The sequence below is a fragment of the Paenibacillus caseinilyticus genome (genome assembly GCF_027533645.1).
Classification (GTDB): domain Bacteria; phylum Bacillota; class Bacilli; order Paenibacillales; family NBRC-103111; genus Paenibacillus_G; species Paenibacillus_G caseinilyticus.
In genome coordinates, this window is sequence record NZ_JAQAGY010000019.1 from 111,247 (window position 1) to 135,100 (window position 23,854).

Here is a 23,854-nt window from a genome sequence, read left to right on the forward strand (position 1 = left end):
CGACCCGATGAGAAAAGTATTTCTGGTGGATGATGAAATCGTGATCCGTGAAGGCATCCGGGACCGCATAGCCTGGAACGAGGAAGGCTTCGAATACAGCGGGGACGCCCCGGACGGCGAGCTGGCTCTGCCCCTGATCGAAGAGACGAAGCCGGATATTGTCATCACTGACATCAAAATGCCGTTCATGGACGGCCTGGAGCTCAGCCGTATCCTTCGCGAGCGGTTCCCATCCATGAAGATCATCATCCTGAGCGGGCATGACGAGTTCGAATATGCTCGCGAGGCGCTGCGCACCGGGGTGACCGAATACTGCCTGAAGCCCGTCTCCGCCGCCGATCTCGTCAAGCTGCTCCAGGACGTGAGCGCCCTGATCGACTGCGAAGAGCGGGAGCGCCAGGAGATGGAACGCCTGAAGCAGCGCGTCAGCGACGGGGTCCGGCACAGCAAGGAGAAGCTGCTCAGCGACCTGTGCAGCGGGCTCGTCTCCACCTCGGAGGCGATGCAGACGGCGGCGAAGCTGCAGCTGGATCTCGTCTCGAAGTTCTATGCGGTCGTCCTCAGCGAACAAGAGGAGCCCGCCGCGGATGCTGCCGAAGCCGTGGAATCCTCCCGGAGGCTCGAAGAGCTCCTCCACCGCCGCTTCGGGGAGCAGGCTGCTTATCTCTCTTTCAAGCGCAGCAAGAAAGAAACGGTGTGGATCCTCAAAGGGGACCGGGCCGAGCAGCTCCAGGCGCTGGAAGAGCAGCTGCTGAAACCTCTGGCCGAAGAGGCGCGGTCCTTGTTCTCCGCCCATGTGCGTTTCGGGCTCGGGAGCACCCGGGACCGGCTGCAGGGACTGTACGCCTCCTTCCAGGAGGCGGAGGAGAACAAGAAGGGGCAGCTGCCACCCGGCGGCAGCCTGCAGGGCGCCGCTGCGGGAGGGCCGGAAGGAAGCGAAGAAGGCGGGCCTCTGCGCTATTTGGACCGCAGCCCGTTCATCCGCTTCTTGAAGCTCGGGGCTCCTGCAGAGATTCCCTCCTTCGTGCGGGACTATGCCGGCTGCCTGTCAGGCTGGGACGGCAGCCGTTCTTTCTATTATTACTATCTGCTTCACGATATGACGGCCACGGTATCCCAGCTCGCCCGGGAAAGCTATCCGGAGCATGAACGTATCGAAGACATGCTCCAAGCGCTGCAGAGCCAGGTCGGTCTCATCCAGCGGGCCGAGGAGGCTTACCGCTATCTGGAGGATCTGATCGGCGTCTTCCTGCAGGTTCGCGACGGCAATGCCGACAAGTACAGCGGCCTGATCCGCAGGGTGAAGGATTACATGCATTCGAACTACAGCCTCTCCGAGCTGTCGCTCCAGCATATCGCCGAGCATGTGAGCATGAGTCCGAGCTATATTTCCTCGGTCTTCAGCAGCGAGACCGGGCAGACGATCACCGAATATTTGACCGGCCTTCGGATCGGCAAGGCCATGGAGCTGCTGCGCTGCACCCATGCGAAGTCCTATGAGATCGCTTACCAGGTCGGATACCAGGACTCCCATTATTTCTCCAACCTGTTCAAGAAGTCGACCGGCATGACGACCAAGGAATTCCGCAGGAATCAGGCTCCCGCGGCGCCAGCCGGGGAAGGAGGCCGGCATGCAGCTCTCCCGTAAGCTCGGTCTCGTCCTCTCGCTGGCCGCGGCGATGACGCTGGTGCTCGTCTCCTGCCGCGGCATGCGGCCCTGGGCCAGCGAACCGCCGCCCGCCGTGCAGGAGCAGCAGCAGGTCCCGGCCGGCGGACCCAAGACGTTCGCCGTGATCTACCCGATGAGCCATCCTTACTTCGAATGGATCACGGAGAGTACCGAAGCGGCAGCCAAGGAAGCCGGCGTGACGCTGCTCGTCAAAGCGCCCGATGAAGCCCACCTCGAGCAGCAAATCCGCATGCTCGAGATGACGATCAAGCAGAAGGTCGACGGCATCGCGATCGACCCCGTCGATGCCGAGACGCTGACGCCTTATATCGACAAAGCCGTCGAGGCCGGTATCCCCGTCGTCTGCTTCGATTCGGACGCCCCGCTGAGCAAGCGGCTCGCTTTCATCGGCAGCGACAACACGCTCGCCGGCCAGCGGATGGGCGCCGCCATCGACCGGATGCTGAAGGGCCGCGGCATGGTCTTCGTCGGCGTCGGGATGGAGAGCATGCTGAGCCAGCAGCAGCGGCTGCATGGCCTGATCGATTATCTGCATTCGCACACGGATATCCAGGTGCTGGAGACCCGGGCGAATGAAGGCTCCGAGGATCTGGCCGTCCAGCAGCTCGAAGAGATGATCGAAGCTCATCCGCACTTCGACGCCTTCATCGGTCTCGATTCGGTCTCGGGGCCGGCCTCGATCCTCGTCTGGAAGGCCATGGGCCTTCACCAAACGGCAGTCACCTTCGACCTCATGCCGAAGATCATCGAGGGCATCAAGAACGGGCAGATGTCTGCCGCACTCTCCCGCCAGGAGCATACATGGGGACGCCTGATCGTCACCCGCCTGCTGCAGGCAAGCCGGGGACTCGAGATCCCCGAGTTCGAGGAAACCGGTACCCTGGTCGTCACGCCGGAGAACGTGAAGGACGCCGAAGGGTGGAAATAAACGCAGCCCAGCCCCTTTCTTCGCAGGATGGGGCTGGGCCTTTCGGTATGGCATTGCTGGGCGGCTGAACCTGGACTTGCCAGGAGGTTCCGGGAGGCTTCGCTTGAACACGACGGTGGCCGTACCTTGCTGTATCGCAACGGATCTATGCTCACCACGGCTTCCATGGAGCTGCCGGAAGCCCTGCTGTCCCCTTCTGTGCGTCCGACAGAGTTTATTGCAGCAGGAACGACTCGTTGCGGTGCCACCGTCCGCCTTCATCCGTACTGCGGTAATAGAGAACTGCCGAGCGCAGAGCCCCCTTCGCCGCTTCTTCGGCCGAAAAGAAGGAGTTGACCACCGCTGCTGCGGGATCGGCCGCATCCGCCCCACGGTACGTGTGGCTGAGCTCGTAAAAGTAGCGCCCGCCGGCGTTCCGGCAGATGCGGATGCCGATCTCCTTGCCGTCTACCCGGGCCTTCAAACTCTGTACGACCTCATGAACCGACTGAATATCCGCGTGAAGCTCCTCCAGCTCCTTTAAATTCAGCATGACGAACCTCCTCTTTCCTTGTCATGAATCGTACCGTCCTTCCCGGACGACAGACCGTTTATCCCCTCATGATGCCCAGCCGACCCTATTTTATCCGTTATACGTCCCGCTTCCTGTCATGCTGCATCGTTTTTTTAGAAACAAAAGAACCCTGGGCAACGTATATCCCTTTACATGGATCAAATACCGATTCCTGCATATGGGAGGCCCTTAATGAAATTACTGTACAGTTTGTTCACGAACCCCTTACGGAGACTGCTCAGCATAGTCGCCGTGGCGGCCGGGCTCACCTGGCTGTATCTCTGGTGGCAGATTCTCGACCACACGTTCAGCGCTTATTTCAAGACGGGCGGCTTCTGGCTCGGTCTGCTGCTTCTGCTCTCCGGCCTCATTCCCGCCGGGAATGCATCCAAGGCGCTGGGCCGCTGGGAACGCGCGGCGGGGGCTCTCCTGATGGCCGCTTGGCTGTTCATGGTTTTCCTCTACCCTATTGGCACGGCAGATGATAAATTCGCGGCGGCACAGGCGGAAGTCAAGGACGCGAAGATGGAACAGATCGATATCAAGCATATTCCCTCGGTCCCCAAAGCCTACGCCAAATACAAGGGCGATAAGATGCTCGGGCAGGTGCCTAACTTCAGCTTCTACCAGATGGGGGATTACAGCATCCAGAAGATCGATGACGAGCTCGTCTGGGTCGCGCCGATCGAGTACAACGGATTTTTCAAATCTATTAATGCGGGAGCCGTCACCGCCTACGTCAAAATTTCGGCGGAGGACGAGAACGCGCCTGCCGAGCTGCTGTCGGGATACGAGATGAAATATGTACCCAGCGGGTATTTCTCGGGCAATATTTACAGGCACATCCGGGCGAACTATCCTTATGCCGTGCTGTACGAGGCTTCCTTCGAACCCAAGGACAACGGAGCGCCGGTCTATGTAGTGCCCTATGGGCATTATGAGAAGTTCCGCCAAGTTTCCCTCGTCGACGGCGTATTCCTCGTGGACCCCGAGAGCGGCGCCGTGGAGCAGTATCCGATGGACCGGGTGCCGGCCTTCGTGGACCAGGTCGTGCCCGTGGCTATCGCTGACGCCTACAACACTTACTTCGGCAAATACAAGCACGGGTTCCTGAATTCCCTCATCGGCAAAAGAGACCTCCACATGCCGACCACCTGGGAAGACGGAGACGAGGTCGTCGCGGTCTTCGACCAGGATGGGAACATGTCGTGGTTCACCGACCATACGACGCTGGATGAAACCTCGAAGTCCCTTGTGGGCTACTCTCTCATCAACGCGAGGACCGGGAAATTCACTTACTACGGTGGCAAGAACGTCTCCTCCAGCGGGCTGGCGAACGGCAATGCGGCCATTAACAGCGTCAACAAAACATTCCTCAAAGACCAGTGGGTCGGAACGAGTCCCACGCTGTATAACATCTATGGCGAGGACACCTGGTTCGTCCCGGTGATCGACGGCAACGGCCTGCTCCGCGAGCTCGCGCTGGTCAACGCCCGGAATCCGCAGATTCTGGCCCACCACAAGATCAAGAGCACGGCCTTCGGTTCCTACAAGAACCTGCTCGTCTCCTCCGGATCCGGCCAGACCGATCCGACCAACGCGGCGCAGCAGAAGGAGATCCAAGGCAGCATAGTCCGCGTATTCCATGCCTCCGAAGGGGCGGATCTGAGGGTCAAGTGGATGATGGAGAACTCCGACAAGGTGTTCGTGGTCCTGGAATCGCAGTATCCCTACGCCGGCTTCCTTCAACCGGGTGACCGGGTGCAAGTGCAGTATGTGGACACGGAAGAGCTGGTGGTGACGGCAAGTAAAGTGACGAATCTGACGGTGAACAAGTAAGGCGTTCTCCAAGAGACGCAACCTAAGCAGCTTAGGTGTTAGAGTTCTAGGCCGGACAAAAAAAACAGCGGCAGACCATGACTTGTTGTCAAGTCATGGTCTGCCGCTGTTTGGTATGGAAATGACGGACGCTTTCCCAGGAGATGAGCTGTATAACAGTGGGGATGCCCCTGTGCACCCGTAGGAATCATGGGATCATTCCAATTGGATGACTGAATAAATTCTCAGTCATTCTGCCGCTCGTTCCTTACTTGCCGCCGTTCTTGTACTGCTCGTTGTACTCGTCAATAATCTTCTGGCCGCCATCTTTCTTCCACTTGGCCACTGCCGTCTGGAAGCCGGCCTCGTCGATTTTGCCCAGGATGAACTGGTACGTAGCGTCCTTGATGATATCCTGCAGTCTGGAGCCCGTCGAGTTATACGTCGGAGAATCCAGCGCCGCCGTCGGGTCCTGTACCATGAACTTCTCCGCCGCAATCGAGAGCGTGTTCGCTTTCTCGTGAGCCGGAAGCGCATATTGGGAAGGCGTGATGTTCGTTGTTTCGTAGAAGCCGATATTCAGGTAAGGCCTGACTTCCTTCTCGATCAGCTTCGGATCCGGCTTAGGCACCACTTTGCCGTCCACCAGGGTATAGTGCTCATCCTTGAGACCATAACGGAGCAGGTCTGCCACTTCCGGCGAGTAGAATTTGTCCATGACGCCGAGAATACGCTTCAGCTCGTTCTCGTCTTTGACGGACGATTTTGGGAACACGACAACTGTGCCGTAGCCCGGCAGGCCCCAAGCGACATTCTTGCCGTCGATGCCTTTGATTTCGTTGGTTACGTCAAACTGGGCACCCGGTACGTTCTTGATCGTCTTGTCATACATCGTTTTCACGTCGCCCATCGTCCCGATGTACATCCCCGATTTGCCCGAATATACGAGGTTCTGCTGGTCGGTCTTGCTCGTTACAAGGAAGTCCTGGTTGATCAGACCTTCCTTGTGCAGCTTCTGGAAGAATTTCATCGTATCCATGTAACCTTTGGTATCGAATTCAGGTGTGAGCTTGCCGTCCACTACACCCCAGTTGTTCGGTGTGCCGAAGTACATGGAGACCGTCTTGAAAGCGCCGTATACAAGATCGCTGCGGTCGGCAAGCGGAATGGTGTTCCCTTTGCCGGCCACGTCGGATTCCTTGAATTTCTTCAGCATATTATAGATGTCATCTGCGGTCTGCGGTGCCGCGAGGCCCAGCTTGTCCGCCCAGTCCTTACGGTAAATAATCCCGGTACGGGCCGGCTGCTTCTCTTGGTACAGCGAGTAGATTTTGCCTGCGACCGCCGTATTATTGAGCGTCTCCTGGTTTAGGCTCTTCAGATTCGGATAATCCTTGAGGTAAGGGCCGACCTCCCAGAATTGGCCGTCCTTCATCGCATCTCTCATGAGAATGAAGGAAGCCTGGTTCTTGAGATAGACCACCTGCGGCAGCGTACCTGTTGCGAAGGAAGCCTGGAACTTCTCATCGTAGGAACCATCCGGAATCCAAGAGATTTCGAGCTGGGAGTTCGTCTTTTCTTCGAGCACTTTCTCGATCTTATCGGATGGAACCTCCGGCGTCTGCAGGTTGGCCATCATGGTGATCTTGACCGGTCCCGTGTCAGCGGCTCCCTTGCCTGCCGCGGCACCCTCATCCTTTTTATTGGCGCAGCCTGCGAATACCGAAGCTGCTAACGTAAGCGCACAGATCACGCTAATTTGTTTGAAACGCTGTGTTGTCATATCTCTCTCTTCCTCTCTGATTCACGGTTAGCTTCCGGGTCTGTCTGTCTCTTATAGTAAACGCTGTGCAGAATTACATCCATAATCCCTGGATTATATCTTGGCGTATACCCGCGGCAGGCCGCGCTTCCGGCAGCGGACCTGAGGGAATGATTATGCGTTATCGTGCCCGGGATTCCATAATGATAACGCAGCCGCATTCTTGGCGGCCCGGATAACGTGAGTTTCGCACACACATCCTCCACGGTCTATCGCCCTTCTGCTCTGCGGTCCGCTCCGCTTCAGCGATAAGAAGTGAACACCGTCCCTCCAGCCCGCATCGTTACAAGCAGGTACCATCCTAATGATTATCGGTGGAATCACCTGCGCTCCGGCCGATCCTCCCTCGCCTTCTGGCAAGAGGATGCATGACTCGAGGAAGCATGCGCATACCCGCTGTTTCCAATAGGACGGTCCCTGCATATCCTGATAGAGTAAGGCAGCTTCATTGCACAACCAAGGGGGTGAGGAGAATGAAGCCGCAGGAATTCTTCGCTCTGCTAGGCCCGGCAGCTGCCGCGGAGCAGATAGAACATGGCGTGCTGGCCTCGATCACGCTCGCCCAAGCCGCTCTGGAGAGCGGATACGGCGCGTATGCCGCGGGCAACAACCTGTTCGGCATCAAGGCCAAAGGATCGGCGAACAGCGCCAATCAGACGACCAGCGAGTATATCAACGGCGAGTGGAGACAAATTGTCGACAGCTTCCGTGTCTACGGGAGCTGGGCTGAGAGCATCCGCGACCACAGCGAGTTCCTGCTGGAGAATCCCACCTATACCAGGGCAGGCGTCTTTGCCCGCTCACGGGCGCTGGACTACAAGGGAACCGCAAGGGCGCTGCAGAGCGCGGGCTATGCGACCGATCCGCAGTATGCGAACAAGCTGATTCAGATCATCGAGCAGTATGGGCTGCAGGAGTGGGACGTTCAGGCAGCGGAAGAAGGGGGATGGATACCGATGAGATTGCAGCATGACTGGCAGTGGAAACAGCTTGGGGATGCCCTGCAGGGACTGCTCGACCAGGGCGTCATTACCGATACGACCTGGCCGCAGAAAGCTTACAACAAACAGCTCACCTTGACGGAGCTGACTTGGCTGAATGCCGTCATCCTGGCCCGGCAGAGCGGCGTGAAGGTGTAAGGGGGGCGCATGTTCAGCGGAAGAGACAGCGAAAAGAATTGGACGCACATACGGGAACAACGTTTCACCTGTTCAAAAAAGTCTGCCAAAGCCTGTACGGGCCGGCAGACTTTTTGAAATACTAGAATTTATCTCTCACCAGAGCTCGATCCTCTAACCTTTGTATTTCTTATAACGCGCGTCGTCCTTAAAGGACGGCGAAGCCGTGTATCACGGATGTATGGGCATGGGACAAGCTCCATGCGTTCGTTACTTCATCAGCCTCCGCATGAGCTTCAGCCCGTTCTTCGCCGAAGGGTACCGGAAAGCAATATCGAACAAGGTCGTCTGCTTCAGTACGCTCTTGTAGTGGGAGAATGCCTGGAAGCTGCTCTCGCCGTGATAGCTCCCTATCCCGCTCTCCCCTACCCCGCCAAAAGGCAGATAAGGCGTGGCAATGTGCATCAGCGTATCGTTGATACAGCCTCCGCCGAACGCAATCTTCTCCACGACCTCCCGCTGGATGGCGGCATCCTCCGAGAAGAGATACAAGGCGAGCGGCTTCGGCTTCGCATTCACGGCCGCGACCGTCTCCCCGATCTCCCTATAGGTCAGCACGGGGAGGATGGGACCGAAGATCTCCTCCTGCATCACGGGCGCTTCCGGATTTACCCCGTCGAGCACCGTAGGCGCAATGCGCAGTGTCTCCTCATTAGCCTGGCCGCCGAATACCGTATGCCCGTCGCCAAGAAATCCCGTGAGCCGGTCATAATGCCGCTTCGAGACAATCCGGCCGTAGTCCGGATGGTGTACCGGGTCCTTGCCATAGAACTGCTCCACCGCGCCGTGCAGATGGCGGAGGAACTCGTCCTTGACCTCCTCGTGCACGAGCAGATAGTCGGGCGCAATGCAGGTTTGTCCGCTGTTGGTGAACTTGCCGAACGCGATCCGCTTCGCCGCCAGCTCCAGCTTCGCATCGCGGTGCACAATGCAGGGGCTCTTGCCCCCGAGCTCCAGCGTGACGGGAATGAGCTGCTTCGCGGCGGCTTCCATCACGATGCGACCGACCGGCACGCTGCCCGTGAAGAAGATATAATCGAACTTCTGCCGCAGCAGCTCCGTCGTCTCCTCCACGCCGCCCTCGATCACGGCGACGCAGCCCGGCGGGAACGTCTCCGCCACGAGCCGGGCGAGCAGCGCCGATACGGCCGGCGTCAGCTCGGAGGGCTTGAGCACGGCCGTATTGCCGGCTGCAATCGCACCGACCAGCGGCGAGAGCGCCAGCTGGAACGGATAGTTCCACGGCGCGATGATGAGGGCTGCGCCGTAGGGGTCCGGGACAATCACGCCCCGGGAACCGATATGCGTAAGGGCCGTCCGGACCTTCCTCGGCTTCGCCCACCCCTTAAGCCGCTTGCTCACGAAGCGGATCTCCTCGAGCAGGAAGCCGACTTCCGTGGAATAGGCCTCGAGCTCCGACTTGCCGAGGTCCGCCTTCAGCGCGGCGATGATATCCGGCTCATACCGTTTCACCGCCTGCCGGAGCGCTTCAAGCTGCGCCAGCCGGACAGGCAGGGGACGGGTTTCGCCCCGGTTGAAATATTCCTTTTGCTGTGCGATCACGGATCCGATCCGATCCTTCTCCATCCCTCTCACCTCACTTCACTTCTTCTTCCCTTACCTTATCCGAGGGGGCTCCCCTCGTCAAACCTCCCCCTGTTCCGATGCCCCGCAAGCGGCATGAACCACCACATAGAAGCCCCCCACTTACAATTCCCCGCCACATGTTCCACATATTCCCTGATTTTTGGCGAAAAAACACTGTTTTTTATACTCCCCTCTCCCGTCATTTCCATTACAGTAGATTCCGTAGGGATAAGCCGCATGAACCTGATACTCATTCTTATGGCAAAGGAGGGAGCCGAACCCACCGCTATTGCATGCGCTTACATCATGAGAGATGAAGCGCTGATGTTTACCGCCCACCCCCATTCTGAGAGGAGCCTCCTTCTTATGTTCGCCATGATTGCACAGCATAAATTATTCAAAACTGTCACCGCCGTCCTGCTCGGCGCGGCGTTCGGAGCCGGCAGCCTGCAGACCGGGCTGCCGACCGCAAGTGCGGCAGAAGCCGCAGGCAGCGGCCATTCCGGTTCCTCCGCGGCCCGGTCCGCGCTTCTGCTCGACTGCGGCCCCGGTCCGGTCGCCCCAGGCTACTCGAAGCTTCTGCCGTCGACGTCGTATAAGTCTTCTTCAGGAGGCTACGGCTTCCTGAATCCCAAGAAGGTCACCGGCCACGACAGAGGCGAGCCCGATGCGCTCCGCGGAGACTTCTGCGTGCCGAAGACCCCGCTGCGCGCCGATGTGCCGAACGGCGAATACCAGGTGACGATCCTCTCGGGCGACAGCACCGAGGCTTCGTCCACGACCGTTACCGCGGAAGGCTCCGTCACGGCCAGCCTTACGGCCGCCGCCGGGCAGTTCGACCAGATGACCCTCACAGCCGCAGTGAATGACCGCAAGCTCGACCTGGAGTTCGGCGGTTCGGCACCCCGGATCAATGCCCTGGAGATCTCCCGTGTGTACAAGTTCGACTTCGGCCCGGGCGCGGTTGAGCGGGGGTATACGCCCGTAACGGATAAGTCCGCTTACAGCCCGGCCAAGGGCTACGGCTTCTCGGACGTCACGAAGGTGACCTACGGCGCTGACCGCGGTGCGCCGGATGCGCTGCGGGGCGATTACCTCGGCGCCAGCGGTATTCCCTTCCTGCTCGACCTGCCCAATGGGGATTATGAAGTCAGCCTGATCTCAGGCGACCAGACCGAGCCCAATCTCGTCGATGTCAAAGCAGAAGGCATCTACAGAGCCAAGGCTCTCGCTGCCGCGGCAGGTGAGTTCAGCACTTCCACCTTCAATGTGGCCGTGATCGACGGGCAGCTCAGCATCGAAATTCTCGGCGCCGTGCCGAGACTGAACTCTCTCGTCGTCAAGAAGCGGCCGAGCCGGGTTCAGGGGGACAAGCCTACGGCTTACCTGGCCGGCGATTCCACCGTACAGACCTATAACTCCCGGTTCTATCCCCAAGCCGGCTGGGGGCAGAAGATCGGCGAATACTTCACGGATGGCGTCCTGTTCGCCAACCGGGCCATCGGCGGCCGCAGCTCCCGGAGCTTCGTGAATGATGGGCGCCTCGACTCTATCTTGAACGAGATCCGGCCGGGCGACTACCTGTTCGTGCAGTTCGGACACAACGACGCATCGTCCAATCCCGAGCGTTATGCCGCCCCTTATACGACGTACAAGGAATACTTGACCATGTACATCGTCGGTGCGAAGCAGCGCGGTGCAACACCGGTGCTCGTCACCCCGGTCGGACGCCGCAGCTGGGACGAGAACGGCCTCTTCAAGAACGACTTCCCTGATCATTACGCGGCCATGAAGCAGGTGGCCGAAGAGCAGCATGTGCAGTTGATCGACCTCAATGCCCGCAGCATCGAATATTACAACACCGTGGGCATCGAGGAGACCAAAGCGCTGTTCCTGTGGCTTGAACCCGGCCAGTATCCGAACTTCCCGAACGGCGTGCAGGACAACACGCATTTCAAGGAAGAGGGGGCCGTGCAGATCGCCCGCCTCGTCACCGAGGGGATCCGGGATTTGAAGCTTGGCATGGCGGCATTTATCAAGTAGAGGACGGACTGTCCGCATTAGGCGCTTCCATGGGAGGCGCCTTTTGTGTACCATCATTTCTTTGTGCAAGCTGCTGCATAAGGAGGGGATTTTCCTTAATAAATCACATATCGGTTACCGACATAGCCGAATTTGTTGGATTGAACCGAAGCTATCTGTGCTCCTTGTTTAAGGATCACAGCCACTCCAGCATTCAGTCTTATCTGGTTCATTACCGAATGCAGAAAGCGTGTGAGCTTATGAAGCAGAGGGAGCTTTCTATTGGTGACATTTCCCGCTCCGTCGGCTACGAGGATCCTCTTTTGTTCTCCAAAATGTTCAGAAAACAAAGGGGCGAATCCCCCAAGCAATACCGCACACGCCTCATGATGGAGTAGGCCGGTCTGCAGTAAAACAAGCAAAAGGCCTGCAGCCACCGGCCGCAGACCTTCCCGAACACAGCTATTAAAAATCCAGCGCCTGCAGCACGTCTTCCGCGGAAGATGCCTCCATGAGTGTCTGGCGGAACGACTCATGAATGAGCTTGCGCGCCAGCGTCGTCAGAATCTTGAGATGCTCCTGCCCGGCCTGCTCGACCGGCACGCCGATCAGGAACGCCATCGTCACCGGGCTGCCGTCCATCGACGCCCATTCGACCGGCTCCGTGAACTTGGCGAAGGCCAGCAGCGGCGACTTCACGCCGGCCGATTTGCCGTGCGGAATCGCTACGCCGAAGCCGATCCCGGTCGACGAGCTGCTCTCGCGGATAAGCACATCCTTCACGTACTGTTCTTGGTCGCTGAGGAATCCCGCACCGCCGACCAGGGCGGCCATTTTCGCAATGGCCTCTTCTTTGGTAGCTGCCGTCATAGCAAGGTCAATCGTTTCGGTGCGCAGAATGCTTGCAATATTCATCTTCTATTCTCTCCTTAGGAAGCCCTTAGGCTGTGGTCGTTTTATTGGATTTGAGCAGGTTCACGGTTACGGCGGTGACTACCATGCCAGCCGCAATGGCCAGTGCGTAGAACATCACATGCTCGACAGCGTGCGGGATCGCCATGACGAAGATTCCGCCATGCGGCGCCTTCAGCGTAACGCCCAGCGCCATCGACAGCGCCCCGGTGACCGCCGAACCGGCCACAATGCTTGGAATGACGCGCAGCGGGTCGCCCGCAGCGAACGGAATGGCACCTTCGGTGATGAACGAGATCCCGAGGATGGAAGCCGCCTTGCCCGCTTCCCGTTCTTCCTTCGTGTACTTGTTCGGCGCGAGCATCGTCGCGAGCCACAGCCCGAGCGGAGCGGTCATACCAGCGGCCATGACCGCCGCCATTGGCGCGTAGACGGAGCTGCCGAGCAGCCCGATCGCGAAGGTGTAGGCCGATTTGTTCACCGGGCCTCCCATATCGAAGGCCATCATCGCGCCGAGAATCAGACCGAGCAGAATGGCGTTCGTCGAGCCCATGCCCGTCAGCCAAGCCGTCAGAGCGTCCATGACCGCCTTAAGCGGGCTGCCGATGACATAGACCATGAGCAGACCGACGGTCAGCGTGGAGAGCAGCGGGATGAGCAGAATCGGCTTCAGGCCCTCGAAGTTCTTCGGCAGCTTGAGGTACTGCTTCAGGCCCTGGGCGATATAACCGGCCAGGAAGCCGGAGATGATGCCGCCGAGGAAGCCCGCGCCAAGCTGCGAAGCGAGCATGCCGCCGACCAGACCCGGCGCCAAGCCGACCCGGTCGGCAATCGAGAAGGCAATGAAGCCGGAGAGGATCGGCACCATCAGGGTGAAGGCCGCCCCGCTGCCGATACTCATCAGTGCCGCTGCCAGCGTCCCCTCCTGCTTGAACGCTTCGATGCCGAACACGAACGACAGCGCAATGATCAGACCGCCGGCCACCACAAGCGGCAGCATATTCGAGACACCGGTCATCAGGTGCTTGTAGACCCCAGAGCGCTGCTTGCTCCGCTCGGCTTTGGCCTGCTCCACCTGGGCGATCGCGTCTGCCGCTGCCGGCTTCGCTTCCTTCGCGAGCGCCTGGTCGAGCAGCCCGTTCGGATTCTTGATCGCTTCGGCTACCGCTACCTTCACGATCGCTTTGCCCGCGAACCGCGCCTCCTGCACATCCGTGTCTGCCGCAATGATGACGGCGTGGGCGTCTCTGATTTCTTCATCCGTCAAGCCGTCTTCGATCCCCATCGCCCCGCGCTTCTCCACCTTGAGCAGGATGCCTCTGGCCCCCGCCGCCTGCTCCAGCGCTTCCGCGGACATATAGGTATGGGCGATCCCGGTAGGGCAAGCCGTTACGGCCAATAGTTTCTTCTCCATGGTTGTTCCTCCAGTCACATTGTAGCCTTACAAGGGATGCACTTCTACGAGATGTACCTGTTCCTGCACCTCAGCCAGCGTACACAGCTGTGTGCCTTCCTTCGATGCGGTCAGCGTACCGGCCGCAGACGTCCAGGCTGCGATTTCCTTCAGCGTCTTGCCTTGAAGCAGGCAGTACACGAGGCAGGCGACCATCGAGTCCCCCGCGCCGACCGTACTCTTCGCCGTGATCGGGAAGGGGGTCACCCGGTAAGCCTCCTCCGCTCCGACGACCAGGGAGCCCGATTCGCCCATCGACACGATGACGAGCGAGACGCCCCGGCCGAGCAGCTCCCGGGCGGCGCCGGCGATCTCCGACTCCGACGCCAGCGTCCGGCCAAGCAGCCTCTCCAGTTCATGGATGTTCGGCTTTACCGCGAAGGGTACCGCTTGCAGTCCTTCGCTCAAGGCTTCGCCGTCCGCATCCAGCACCGTCTTCACTCCGTGCTCGTGGGCGATGGCAGTAAGCAGGGCATAGACCGTGGGAGGAACTCCCGGTGGAATGCTTCCGCCAAGCACAAGATACGAGACGTCGTGCAGCAGGACTCTGAATTCCCGGATGAACGCCGCCAGCTCCGCTTCCGTTACTTCGGGTCCCGGTTCGTTAATCTCCGTGGTGAGCTCTTTCGAGCTGTCCACGATCTTCAGGTTCGTCCGCGTCGCGCCCACCGCAGAGGTGAAGCTCGCCGGAATGCCGTCCCGCTTCAGATACCTCATCAGCTCTTCGCCTTCGGCTCCCCCGCACCAGCCGGCAGCGGTGACCCCGGTGCCGAACTCGTGCAGCAGCCGCGCTACGTTAATCCCCTTGCCTCCCGGATCCAGCCGTATGCCCGCTGTCCGGTTCAACGAACCGACCCGCAGCTCGGGTAGTACGATCGTCTTATCCAGCGACGGATTGAGCGTTACCGTCAATACTCTCTCTTTGTTCATTCCCTACTCCGTCCTATCCGTATCTGCCGTCACTACCGTGATTCCACGGTCCTGCAGGCTTTGGATATCATTCTGGGGGATGCCCCCGTCCGTGATGCACGTATGGATCTGATCGAGCCCGGCGAACTTGGCAAAATGCGACCGTCCGAACTTCGACGAATCCGTGACTAGCACCACTTCCTGCGCGCAGGAGATCATCTTGCGCTTGATCGCCGCTTCTGCCATCGTCGGCGTCGTCAGTCCCTGCTCCAGATTCACGCCGTTGGTGGCGATGAAGCACTTATCGACCCGGATGAGATCCAGACTCTGCTCCGTGAACAGTCCGACCATCGACTGGGTCTGGGGCCGGAACGTGCCCCCCAGGAAGATGAGCTCGATCCCGGGATGGTGGTCGAGATGCAGGGGGGAGATCACCGCGTTCGTGACAACCGTCAGTTGTCGAAACGCTTTCAATTCCTGCAGCAAATACAAGGTGGTCGTCCCCGAGTCGAGCAGCACGGTGTCTCCTTCGCGGATCAGCTCCGCCGCTTTGCGCGCGATCGCCTGTTTCTCCCGCTGGTACTGTACTTCCTTCTCGCGGAAGCTCGGCTCCAGATTCACGCCGTTCTTCAAGGCGATCTTGTTCGAGACCGCGCCCCCGTGCGTGCGCTTCAGCAGCCCGGCCTCTTCGAGCTCGCGGAGATCCCGGCGTACCGTAGATTCCGAGACTTCAAGCTTCTGGCTCAGCTCCACGACATCGACCCGTTCCTCGAGTTCCAATCGCTCCATAATCTTCGTCTTTCGTTCTTCTCCGAACATGTACTCTGTCACCTCTTCTGCACGCTTGCTCCCATTCTATGATCACACTTTGCTCATTTATGATTATGTTTGCTTGAATTTGATTATATCCTTTTTGTAATCGTTGTCAACTATCTTTTTACATCATGTTCTATCACATATGAGCATTATAGAGGCTACTCCTCTGCAAGCCTGCCATCCCATTCCGGATTCCAGACACAACATTCCCGACATGCCGCTCCCCTTGCGCCGGAAGGTTCTTCCGCGCTGCGATTCCAAGGTCTTCACGCGTTCCATGACCTCCACCCAGATACCCGGGGCTCGGCTCCTTCTTGTCCTTTGCAGGTGCTTTTGGACGATGCGGCAGGATTCACTTCATGTTACGGCCTGCCCTTTTGCTCGCTCCCTTTGCAGGGTTATTTTGTCACAGGGCTTCAGCCTTAGGGTCTCTCCACCAGCTGCCGGTCAGCTACGAGGCGACTTGGCTCTTACCTCGACCGGACTTGCACCGGCTCGTTGTGTCTAGCTTGGCTAGGCGCGCGATATCAAAAAAAAGCCCTCCTCCCGGAGAGCCCTTCCCAAGCTAGCCTATCCCTTTTTCAGCGGGCCTGCGAGGTCTTCGCGTAGGCTTCCTCATATTCCCGGATCATCTGCCCGCCGCCTGCCTGCAGCCAGGCATCGACCTCCGCCTGCCAGCCCGCCTCGTCGATCTTCCCCATGATGAATTTCGTCTGGGCATCGCCGATTCTCTCCTCCAGTTCTTTGCCCCGTTCCGTATAGGTCTTCGACTGCAGACCCGATGCCGGGTTCCGTACGGCGGCAGCCAGGCTCTCCTTCGGAATCCGCTTGCCCTTCTCTCCGAGCGGCGTATCCTTGAGGGGAAGCCCCTTATAGCCCTCCAGATTGAAGAATGTGTCGCGGTAAGGCTTGACCTCCTTCTGGAAGAGGTCAAAGTCCTTATAGATGGCACTTCCGCCCTCTATGCGGACAAAATGCCTTCCTTCCACCCCGCGCAGCTGCAGCGTCGCCATCTCTTCATCGAGCATCCGGTCGATGAAGCCGAGGACCTTCTTCAGATCTTCCTCGGCCGCCACGGAAGACTTAGGGAACACATAGAAGCCATTATTCCCCGGCTCGGCGGTGGCCCGGATGCCCGACGGCCCGGTCATCGGGGCGAGATCGTACTCCCCCTTGATGCCCGAGGCGGCCAGCCGGTCCTGCATGCCCTTGGCATTCTGCGCCACGCCGACCCGCAGACCGCCGCGCCCGGTGTCATACTGCTTCTCGGCCTCGTCGTCATCGAGTACGGCGAAGTCCCGGTTGACCAGCCTCTCGGCGTAGAGCCGCCGCAGCAGCCGCAGCACATCCCGATAAGGCTCCGTCATGAACTCGGGCGTGAACTGCCCCTGTTCATTCACCCCCCATTTGTTCGGCGCCCCGAGCGATACGGCGATCCGCGTCGTGATAGCCGCGGAGCCATCGTTATATTTTTTGCCCAGAATGAGGCCGTATGTGTCGTTCAGCCCGTTCCCGTCGGGATCCCCCTGCGCCATGGCGCGGCAGAGCTCATACCAGTCCTCGATCGAGGCGGGCGGCTCCAAGCCCAGCTTGTCCAGCCAATCCTTCCGGTAGACGACCGCCGAACGGGCCATATCCCGGAACAGCGGAATGCCGTAGAGCTTGCCATCCACCCGGATATTGTCATAATACTGCGGACTAAGCTCCGACAAGTTGCCGTACGACTTCAAGTAAGGCCCAATCTCCCAGAAGAGCCCCGACTGGATCGCCCGTACCGATTCCGACGTCGACTTCAGCCGCAGCATCATCGGCAGCTTGCCCGATGCGATCATCACGCTCACCTTATCATCGTAAGCCGTGCTGGGGATCCACTGAATCTCCAGGCGTGTACCGGTATAGGCTTCCATCTCCTGTTCCACGATGTTGCCGTCCGCCAGCGCTTCTCCTACTTGGGCCGCCGCGATCGTAACCCGGAAGCGTTCCGCCTGGGCCCCCTCCGCCCCGCTCCCATGCTCCTTGCCGCTGCAGCCTGCCAGCAGCAGTACGGTGCAGCATGCCGCCAGTCCCGCGGCCCTTCGTTGTCCTTCGGCCATTCGCATCCTCCTCTTCCTCCGTTACCCGGCTTCGCCCCGGCCGCTGAGGCCGGCCTTACCTGCCCCCGCACTGCTCCCGGTATTTGCCCGGCGTCATGCCGACGACCTTGCGGAAGACCCGGATGAAGGCCGACGTGTTCGTATACCGCAGTTTATCCGCAATATCGGATATGCGGATATTCGACTCCTCGAGCATCTGTCTGGCCACCTTCATCCGGTATTCCATGAGATATTCGCTGAAATTGACGCCGGTCTCTTTCTTGAAGACGCGGCTGAGATAGACCGGATGGAAATTCAATGCCGACGCGCAGGAATCGAGCGACAAGTCTTCATCGTACTGCTCCTGGATCATGCGCAGCATCCTGCCCGCGATATCCGTGTGCTGCGAATCCGCCTGGGTATTGAGGTGGGACGCCGCTGGTCCGAGCAGGTCGTCTGTGAACCAGGACTTCAGCTGCTCCAGCGTATGGAGCTTCAGGAACACTTCCATCGAAGCCCGGGGACCGCAGACATGCTCCACCGTGTTCCCCTGCTCTTGCACCAGGCCGTAGACCTTGGCCACCAGCTGGATCATCACGGCGGCATGCTCGCCGAAGCCCATGCCCTTGTCCGCTACGGAGCACATATACTCCTCGAACAAATCGGGCACCCGCTCGGGGTTCATCTTCAGCGCGTGGACGATCTGGTCCTCCAGCAGCCTGAGATGGTGCGATCCGGCTGCGCTGAGTCCCCCGCCCGTCCCGATGTCCCCGTAATGCACGACGATATCGCTGCCTAGGCTGAGCCGGCTGCGCAGGGCGTACAGCGACTCGGAGTAAGCCTCCACCGTCTCCCCGATCCGCTCGAACGGCCGGGAGATGCCGATGCTCACCTTCAGTCCCAGATACTCGCCCACCTTGCTCCGGATATCCTCCGCCATGCCGTGCACCTGGTTCTTCAGCTCCTGGGGATCCTCCAGCGCGCTCGCCAGCAGAGTTACCTGGGAGGAGTCGAGCACAACCGGGCGGAAGCACTGCGGCTCCGGCAGCAGTTCGCCGACCATGTTACCGATTGCGAACAAAAGCAGATCCTGATCCTCTTCCCTGTACCGGGTTTCCCGAAGCGAATCGATCTGCAGCGTGAGCACGGTCAAGCGATGCCAGCCCGACGGAAATCCGTATTTTTCCGCTTGATAATGGTAATCTTTCTCACCTGTCTGTCCGGTGAACAGCTTCAGCATGTACAGTTCCTTGAGCTGACCGGCATGCTTCGAGAGCTGATCCCGAAGCTCCCGCCCCGTCAGCGACAAGTCCCGCAGCCGACTCTCGATATACGAGAACTCGTCCAGTGCGGCCGCGGCCTCCCCTTCGCCCCCCATGGCTCGCGTGGCATCGAACAGCCGCCGGATCGGCGTGTACATGCGCCGGCTTCCGTAGAATGCCAGCACGGCTACCACCGCGGCAACGGCGAGACAGACCAGCCCCGTAATCACCGCAATTTTGCGCGAGGCAGCCCCCATCTCTTTCATGGAGACGACCGAGGTGTAGATCCAGTTATTATAAGCCGACTTGCGGTAGGACACGCCAAGCTCCGCCCCGTTCCCATCCTCCATCCGGAAGAATCCCTGCTCCGCACCTCCCGCCAGCACCTTCTGTACGATGAGGGAATTGCGCCCGGCCGCCCCTTCGGGCACCTGTCCGACGACGACTTCAGCCCGTCCCGGATCCAGCACATAATGCGTGCCGAACCCTTCGCCCGCGCCAAGGAGCGTTTCGATATCCCCCTCCGGGAGTTCGATCACGAGCATTTGCTCCGGCCTCACTGCCGGTACCGTAGGGATCTTGAGCACCATGCGGATCATCGGCTCTCCGTCCGCCGCCTCCCGCTCTTCCTCGGACCGGGCATCCGTTTGTCCCGGAGTGACCCAGAAGAGGCTGTCCGGATGGCCTGCATAAGCAAGAAAGCGCTCTCGCTGAGGCTCGGAAGTGAGCGTCCGGAACAGCCGGTAGTTCACCAGCCAATCGTTCCTGAAATTGATCAGGTACGCATCGTTGATGCCGGTCAGCGTCTGAAGCTGGTAGAGCCCTTTGGAGAGCGTACGGATCTCTTCGTAGTTCTCTTCGCTCAGCTTCCGGTTCGCCGTAGCCACGAATTCGGGGGAATTCACGAATTGAATGGCCGACAGCTCAAGGGTCTTCAGCACCTGCTCCACCCGCATCTGCGTCTGGAGCAGCACATGCCCCCCCTCCTCCTTCACTTTCTCTTCCATGTCCCTGGAAGCCGCCGAATAGGACAGCCACCCCGTAACCAGGACGGGAAGCGTGCCGAGCAGGAAACTGAATAGAAGTAAGCGCTTTAAATAATTCGCCAATGGATGCCCCTCCCCCGATGACTCTGGCATTCTGACTTTTCTTTCCCCAAACTCTTTATTGTTATACTATACCATAAAATAACTAGGTTTCGTTAGTTCCAACTCTGTGCCGTCCTCCGCACGGCTCAACCATTGAGGGCCAATGCCAAGCTCTAGCGCCGCGATTGGCCCAGGAGAACAGCCCCGCGCGTCGCTGTGTCAGCCGGGGAACACAACGAACCGAGCTCGGGGAGCTTGTTACATGCAGCCAAGGATGGCAGGCATAGCCCCCTTCCCTTCGACTTACATAGGCAAGTGAAAAAGCCCCTTTCCAGGAGCTTCTTCACTTCTATCCGGGCTTGCCAGCCCTGCTTACAAATGCGAGCCACCGGTTGCGTCCACCCTCTGGCCCGTCACCCAGCGGCTGTCGCCCGAAGCGAGGAATCCGGCGATATCCGCAATATCGTCCGGCTCGCCCACCCGTCCCAGGGCCGACATCTCCGAGGCGAACTGCCAAGCTGCGGGCTCATGCAGCCAGCCGGCGTTGATCTCGGTATCTACGATGCCCGGCATGATGGCATTGACCGTAATTCCCCGGGGACCGAGGTCCTTCGCCAAGGTCAGCGTCAGCGTATCGAGCGCCCCCTTGGTCATGTTGTATGCCGTGAGTTCGGGGTAGGCGATCCGGGTGACGCCGGACGAGATATTAATAATCCGGCCTCCGTCGCGCATGCGGGGCAGCGCCCCCTGGATCAGGAAGAACGGCGCTTTGACATTCACCGCCATCATCTCGTCGAACATGCTCTCGGTCGTCTCGCCGATCCTTCCCCGCAGCCCGATGCCAGCGTTATTGACCAGGATATCGAACCGGGCTTCGCCCGTAAGCTCCGCCAGCTTCGCCTCCAGCTCCGTCCACAGACCTTCTACGCCCTGCAGGCTCCCAAGATCCGCTCCGACCGTGAATGCGGTCCCGCCCTGCGCCTTGATGCCGGCAGCGACTTCCTCCGCGGCCTCCCGCCTGCTGCCGTAATGGACCGCAACGACTGCTCCGTCCCGGGCCAGCCGCTCCGCAATCGCTCTGCCGATTCCCCGGCTCGCTCCCGTCACCAGGGCCGCTTTTCCTTTCAATGCCAACCCGCTCATCTGCTTTCTCCTCCTTCATAGTCGATCCGTTCCACAGGAATCAGCAGCTCCGCATGCCTCAGCCCGCCCTCTTCTGCTGACTCCTCTTCTGGGAAGAACAATTCCCGCTGCGGGAGATCGCCCGCAATCCGGTAGCCGTTCGTTTCGATCCAGCCGGCGAGCTGCGAGGAGGCGCGGCATACGCTCCGGGGGTCGCAGCGGTGCAGGAGCGACGCCACCAGCGGCATCTCCGGCAGGGATGCCACGTTCAGCGTTCCGCTCGCTCCGATTCTCCGCGGGAGCAGTACGCCGACTTCGATGTCCACCCGGTCGTCCGGCAGGCCCCAATCGTGCCACTGGATGACCAGGGTACCGGGCTTCAGGCCCTGCCCTCTCACATGCCGCCGTGCCTCCTCGGCCAGCAGGCCGATATGGGACCTCGGCACCCGTGCCCGAATGGTGGCGGCAAGCTCGGCTTCGACCGTCTTGACCACCGGATCGCTTACCGGCGCCTGCCCTTCCTCCAGGCGGATCTGCTGCACCCGCGCTTCGATCCTTGCCAGCCTTGCCTGCTCCTCCAGCACCTTCTGCTGCAGCTCCGCCTGCTTCAGCCGCAGCATGCCGTTAATCTCCTCGCAGGATACTTCATCCAGCATCGGTCCGATCTGCTCCAGCGTGAACCCCAGATCCTTGAATGCCAATATACGGTGCAGGCGGTACAGCTGGTCCGCGGTATAATAACGGTATCCGGAATCCCTGTCCGTATGGGCAGGCTCCAGCAGACCGATCTGGTCATAATACCTCAGCGTCTTGACGGACACCCGGCTGAGCTTGGAGAAATCACTGATTTTGAACATGCGCGCACATCCCTTCCCGTTCTCCTTTGCTGTTATATCGAGGCCTCTGAACTGACTATATACCTTCCCCTATAGGGGAGAGTCAATGGCAATTCCCTGATTCGCAAAAATAACCCCAACCCGGATTTATGGTCCTGCGGGGCCCCCTTCTCCGGGTACGCCAAAAAGGCACATCCGGCCCGTTAGGACCAGCCTGTGCCTCTTTACTCGTGATAGGCGCCTACTCCGGCAGCTCTTCATAAAAGGTGATCCGGTTCCCAAAGGGATCGGTCACCCGAACCTCCCGCGTTCCCCACGGAGTCGTCTCCATGCCGGGGCGGGAATAGGCGTATGCTTGGCCCAGCAGCCTCCGGTGGAGCACTTCCAGGTCCCCGACTTCCAACCGGACCGAGGCCCCGGGACAGCAGTCTCCATAGTGCTCGGTTAGATGCAGACGGACATCCCCCAGGGAAACCTGCATGTAGAGTGGGCTCTCACGGTTCTCCATTTCAAAACGGTGTTCCCAGTCCACCCGGCCCCCCAGGTAATCTGCATAGAATTCTTTGGCCTTTCCCTCGTCGAAGCTTCGCAGCAGGGGAATGATTCCTTTGTACGCCGTCATGTTCGAGCTCCTCCCTCGGAATGGTCGAATCCACTTCTCGGCAGCTCACGGTCCCCATACCCCTCGGCTCCTAGTAGTGCCTCGGCCAGTTCCCGTTTTATAAATGTAACATCCGGCAGCCGAACCGCGTTTATACAATGTGGAACGGCACCCATTCATCACAGAGCTGCCCGTGTTTTTGATCCCGTACAACGTACTGCTGTATCTATTGTATCAATTAATCTATTGCATTGGCATCATCTATTGTATCAGCTTATGCAGACGCGGCTCTAGAACCTTCCCCCGTGAATGATGAGAGGAGGCGGTATGATGATTTCCATCGCGCTCGACCAGTTTTTTCAGCTGGCCATTCGATTATCGGCTGTTATCTTACCTTGGATTACACTGTATTGGTGGGTCCGGTTGGTCAAAGCTTACGAGAAAAGAAACCGGACCTGACGGAATACCCTGGCGGCCTGGGCACAACCATGAGCCAAACTCCGCAGCTGACAGGGAGGCCCGGGCTGCTGCCTACCCCAGCACCAGCCAGCCAAAGGCTAGCGGACGGTGAAACTGGGCAGCTCCCGTCGGACTCCATGCCTGATACTCCCGTCTGCCGTCCGGCTGTTCGTCGATCCGGTAGAAATTGACTCTCCACCGGGTCCCTGCCGTCAGTGGATGAAGGAAGGCTCCTGCCGGCAGCCGGATGTCATATACAAGCCGGTCCTCGGCTTCGCGGTACACGGAAGTCACCAGACCCTCCATATTCCACGCCGTATTGCACTCCAGCATGAGGTCGATTCCGTCGTGGCGGATCATGGCATCGAAGATGACATTATTCGGACTCACTTCAATCTCCAAATATTCGGTCCCTTCGCCCTGCTCGTCGATAAACAGCTCGACCACATCCTGCTCGTACAACGGCTCGTCGCGCTGCGTATAGCTTGACTTCGTATACCGGTCCTGGCAATAGAACCGGACATAGACATGGTCCGGATTCCAGCATACGCTTATCTCTGTCCGCTCGGCAGGCGGCAGCCCGGTCACCGCATCGACCAAGCCCGCCCTCTCTATGCAGGGCCAAGGCAGCGTCAGTCCGTTCCCCTTACCGTGCTCCTCTGGCGGAACGAACCTTGCCCGGTAGACCTTGGCGTATCCCGAGGAAATACCAACCATCTTGCAGCC

The 23,854-nt window shown here is 59.4% G+C and carries 20 protein-coding genes; 7 read left to right on the forward strand and 13 right to left on the reverse strand.

The genetic code is table 11. The annotated features are described in order from the left end of the window. Positions 1–7 precede the first annotated feature (7 nt). Positions 8–1,648: a response regulator gene (locus O9H32_RS24025; RefSeq protein ID WP_269868653.1), complete on the forward strand. Its 1,641-nt coding sequence runs from the start codon at positions 8–10 to the stop codon at positions 1,646–1,648. Continuing rightward, positions 1,632–2,618 (forward strand): sugar ABC transporter substrate-binding protein, encoded by a 987-nt coding sequence (locus tag O9H32_RS24030; protein ID WP_269868654.1) that lies wholly within the window; start codon positions 1,632–1,634, stop codon positions 2,616–2,618. The genes O9H32_RS24025 and O9H32_RS24030 overlap by 17 nt, the downstream gene beginning before the upstream one ends. 214 nt (positions 2,619–2,832) lie before the next feature. On the opposite strand, the gene O9H32_RS24035 is transcribed toward O9H32_RS24030, so the two are convergent. After that, positions 2,833–3,150 carry a hypothetical protein gene (locus tag O9H32_RS24035; protein WP_269868655.1) on the reverse strand — a complete coding sequence of 106 codons (318 nt, stop codon included), beginning with the start codon at positions 3,148–3,150 and terminating at the stop codon, positions 2,833–2,835. Positions 3,151–3,363: 213 nt separating this feature from the next. On the opposite strand from O9H32_RS24035, the gene O9H32_RS24040 reads away from it, so the two are divergent. Further along, complete coding sequence (locus tag O9H32_RS24040; RefSeq protein WP_269868656.1) at positions 3,364–5,010, forward strand: hypothetical protein; 1,647 nt, start codon at positions 3,364–3,366, stop codon at positions 5,008–5,010. 247 nt (positions 5,011–5,257) lie between these two features. Here O9H32_RS24040 and O9H32_RS24045 read toward each other — a convergent pair whose 3' ends face one another. Next, on the reverse strand, positions 5,258–6,772 hold the full coding sequence (locus O9H32_RS24045) for an extracellular solute-binding protein (protein WP_269868657.1): 1,515 nt from the start codon (positions 6,770–6,772) through the stop codon (positions 5,258–5,260). A gap of 512 nt (positions 6,773–7,284) precedes the next feature. Between O9H32_RS24045 and O9H32_RS24050 the strand changes: the two genes are divergently transcribed. Continuing rightward, positions 7,285–7,950, forward strand: coding sequence for a glycoside hydrolase family 73 protein (locus O9H32_RS24050; protein WP_269868658.1), 666 nt, complete (start codon positions 7,285–7,287; stop codon positions 7,948–7,950). A 249-nt stretch (positions 7,951–8,199) separates the two neighbouring features. Here the strand turns inward: O9H32_RS24050 and O9H32_RS24055 are convergent, their stop codons facing one another. Next, entirely contained in the window at positions 8,200–9,576 is a 1,377-nt protein-coding gene (locus O9H32_RS24055) for an aldehyde dehydrogenase (RefSeq protein WP_269868659.1), read from the reverse strand. Positions 9,577–9,942: 366 nt separating this feature from the next. Between O9H32_RS24055 and O9H32_RS24060 the strand changes: the two genes are divergently transcribed. Further along, complete coding sequence (locus tag O9H32_RS24060; protein ID WP_269868660.1) at positions 9,943–11,619, forward strand: rhamnogalacturonan acetylesterase; 1,677 nt, start codon at positions 9,943–9,945, stop codon at positions 11,617–11,619. 29 nt (positions 11,620–11,648) lie between these two features. Continuing rightward, positions 11,649–11,996, forward strand: coding sequence for a helix-turn-helix transcriptional regulator (locus O9H32_RS24065; protein ID WP_269868661.1), 348 nt, complete (start codon positions 11,649–11,651; stop codon positions 11,994–11,996). 67 nt (positions 11,997–12,063) lie between these two features. Here the strand turns inward: O9H32_RS24065 and O9H32_RS24070 are convergent, their stop codons facing one another. From O9H32_RS24070 to O9H32_RS24110, 9 genes are all read right to left on the reverse strand, one after another. Further along, the gene (locus O9H32_RS24070) at positions 12,064–12,513 is read right to left on the reverse strand and encodes a PTS sugar transporter subunit IIA (protein WP_269868662.1); all 450 of its coding nucleotides are present in this window, start codon (positions 12,511–12,513) and stop codon (positions 12,064–12,066) included. A gap of 25 nt (positions 12,514–12,538) precedes the next feature. After that, the gene (locus tag O9H32_RS24075; RefSeq protein ID WP_269868663.1) at positions 12,539–13,924 is read right to left on the reverse strand and encodes a PTS fructose transporter subunit IIC; all 1,386 of its coding nucleotides are present in this window, start codon (positions 13,922–13,924) and stop codon (positions 12,539–12,541) included. A gap of 27 nt (positions 13,925–13,951) precedes the next feature. Beyond that, positions 13,952–14,893 carry a 1-phosphofructokinase gene (gene pfkB, locus O9H32_RS24080; RefSeq protein WP_269868664.1) on the reverse strand — a complete coding sequence of 314 codons (942 nt, stop codon included), beginning with the start codon at positions 14,891–14,893 and terminating at the stop codon, positions 13,952–13,954. Between the two features lie 3 nt (positions 14,894–14,896). Further along, the gene (locus tag O9H32_RS24085) at positions 14,897–15,703 is read right to left on the reverse strand and encodes a DeoR/GlpR family DNA-binding transcription regulator (protein ID WP_269868665.1); all 807 of its coding nucleotides are present in this window, start codon (positions 15,701–15,703) and stop codon (positions 14,897–14,899) included. Positions 15,704–16,269: 566 nt separating this feature from the next. Then, positions 16,270–17,781 carry an extracellular solute-binding protein gene (locus O9H32_RS24090; protein WP_269868666.1) on the reverse strand — a complete coding sequence of 504 codons (1,512 nt, stop codon included), beginning with the start codon at positions 17,779–17,781 and terminating at the stop codon, positions 16,270–16,272. Between the two features lie 55 nt (positions 17,782–17,836). Further along, the gene (locus O9H32_RS24095; protein ID WP_269868667.1) at positions 17,837–20,131 is read right to left on the reverse strand and encodes an AraC family transcriptional regulator; all 2,295 of its coding nucleotides are present in this window, start codon (positions 20,129–20,131) and stop codon (positions 17,837–17,839) included. Between the two features lie 351 nt (positions 20,132–20,482). After that, positions 20,483–21,253, reverse strand: a complete 771-nt coding sequence (locus O9H32_RS24100) for an SDR family oxidoreductase (protein ID WP_269868668.1) — start codon at positions 21,251–21,253, stop codon at positions 20,483–20,485. After that, positions 21,250–22,089 (reverse strand): MerR family transcriptional regulator, encoded by an 840-nt coding sequence (locus tag O9H32_RS24105; protein WP_269868669.1) that lies wholly within the window; start codon positions 22,087–22,089, stop codon positions 21,250–21,252. The genes O9H32_RS24100 and O9H32_RS24105 overlap by 4 nt, the downstream gene beginning before the upstream one ends. Before the next feature lie 220 nt (positions 22,090–22,309). Beyond that, complete coding sequence (locus tag O9H32_RS24110) at positions 22,310–22,690, reverse strand: glyoxalase superfamily protein (RefSeq protein WP_269868670.1); 381 nt, start codon at positions 22,688–22,690, stop codon at positions 22,310–22,312. A gap of 306 nt (positions 22,691–22,996) precedes the next feature. Here O9H32_RS24110 and O9H32_RS24115 point away from each other — a divergent pair, with 306 nt between their 5' ends. After that, entirely contained in the window at positions 22,997–23,128 is a 132-nt protein-coding gene (locus O9H32_RS24115) for a hypothetical protein (protein ID WP_269868671.1), read from the forward strand. Between the two features lie 72 nt (positions 23,129–23,200). Here O9H32_RS24115 and O9H32_RS24120 read toward each other — a convergent pair whose 3' ends face one another. Next, positions 23,201–23,845, reverse strand: a complete 645-nt coding sequence (locus tag O9H32_RS24120; RefSeq protein WP_269868672.1) for a carbohydrate-binding family 9-like protein — start codon at positions 23,843–23,845, stop codon at positions 23,201–23,203. Positions 23,846–23,854 lie beyond the last annotated feature (9 nt).